General features: G+C 61.7%; 1 protein-coding gene and 1 pseudogene. Both read left to right on the top strand.

What is annotated here, in order from left to right:
• Positions 1-299 (top strand): annotated as a pseudogene (locus tag P7D22_RS22780) (methyl-accepting chemotaxis protein); the annotation flags it as partial.
• 80 nt (positions 300-379) lie between these two features.
• A partial coding sequence (locus P7D22_RS22775) for a PAS domain-containing protein (RefSeq protein ID WP_319936534.1) occupies positions 380-1,809 on the top strand: 1,430 nt, incomplete at its 3' end.

Here is a 1,809-nt window from a genome sequence, read left to right as displayed (position 1 = left end):
TCAACCAGATGGATCAGGTCACACAGCAGAACGCCGCCATGGTCGAACAGTCGACAGCCTCCAGCAAGACCCTGGCCCAGGAAACCGAGGCGCTCGCGGGACTTGTCAGCCGTTTCAAGGTGGAGACAACGGGCAGGGCCAGCACCATGACACAGCCGCGGCCCTCGCGAGCAACGCCTGCTGCCCTTATCCCCAGGACCAAAGCCGCAGCGCCGAAAAGGGCCATGCCGGCGCAGAAGATGGTGTCCAACGGAGCCTCGGTCGGCGCTGCCGGCGCGGACGAGTGGCAGGAGTTCTGAGCCGACCGAACTGCACCATCACGGTGCATTCGACCCACCCCTCATAGAAAGGGGCAAACACATGGGTTGTAGAAGCGATCATGGGTAAGCTGCTGGCGAGCCTCGTTTCAAGTGAGCATGCCCATGGTTTCCGCACTTGCATGTTTCGTCTTTCAGCGTGGCGCCTGATGAGCCACGCCATGTCGTCAGGCTCTGCATCGTCGGATTTGTCGTCCGTGGACGATGTCGCTCCATCCCACGATCAGTGGTCAAACCAACGGCCGTCGAAGCTGCGTGTGCTCGGTTTCGCCATCATGGTGGTGGTCGGTGGGTTCTGTGCCGCGTCGGGCCTGACACTCTACGACCTGCGGCAGAACACCTACGCCCAGGCTGTGAGCAATGAGACTAATCTGCTTCACGCCCTGTCACAGGACATCTCCCGCACCATCGAGGTGTACGACCTGTCACTCCAGGCCGTCGTCGACGGGCTTGCAGAACCGGGCTTGCAGAACCTCAGCTTGCGCTTCCAGGACCTGGTCCTCTTCGATCGCGCCGCTTCGGCAAAAGATCTCGGCGCTATCTTGGTGCTCGATCGTGACGGCAAGGTCGTCCGGGGCTCGAAGCCGGCAGCCATCGGTGCCGATCTCGCCGACCGTGAGTATTTCCAGGCGCAGAAGGTCGCTCCGGACCGTGGCCTGTTCGTCAGTGCACCTTTTACGCGGCGCGTGACGGGCGACGACGATGTCATCGCCCTCAGCCGCGCGCTGAAGGGCGCAGACGGGTCTTTTGCTGGCATCGTGGTCGGCACGATGCGGCTCACCTACTTCAAAGACCTGTTCTCCCAAGCCGACCTCGGAGCCAGCGGCTCCATCAACCTGCTTCGCTCGGATGGCATTTCTCTGATGCGAGCTCCCTACGCGGTCGATCGTGTCGGGCTCAGCCATGGCGCTAGCTCCAACTTTCAAAGGATCGCGCGTTCACCAGCGGGAACGTTTACAGGCAAATCCTTCATCGACGGTGTGGATCGGATCTACAGCTTCACCCATGTGGGCGATTTGCCCCTGGTGCTGACGGTGGCCTTTTCCGAGGGTGACGTTTTCGCCGTGTGGCGGGAGAAAACCATCGCCATCGTGCTCGCCATTGCGGTTCTCTGTGCGACGGCAGCCATCCTGGGTTTTTACCTCAGGCAACAGATGCGGCGGACGGTCCGTTCAGAGGCCAGGCTGTCACGCAGCGAGGCTCAATACCGCCTCTTGGCCGACCATGCCCAGGACGTCATCATGCAGCTCGATCATGCGCTGCGTCGAACCTACGTGTCGCCTGCAGCCTTTGCCATACTGGGCTACCGGCCCGAGGAGCTCCAGGGCGGCAGCATCGTGGAAATCATCCACCCCGACGACTGGCCAAACGTCACCACGCTGATCTGTGCCGCACGAACGGAGCAGGCCAACACCGAAGCCACATACAGACTGCGGCACAAGCTCGGACATTATGTGTGGGTGGAGGGACGCTACAGCCTCGTGCCCGAGAA

Source organism: Lichenihabitans sp. Uapishka_5 (assembly GCF_033947565.1).
Classification (GTDB): domain Bacteria; phylum Pseudomonadota; class Alphaproteobacteria; order Rhizobiales; family Beijerinckiaceae; genus Lichenihabitans.
This window is presented reverse-complemented; position numbering and strand designations above follow the sequence as displayed.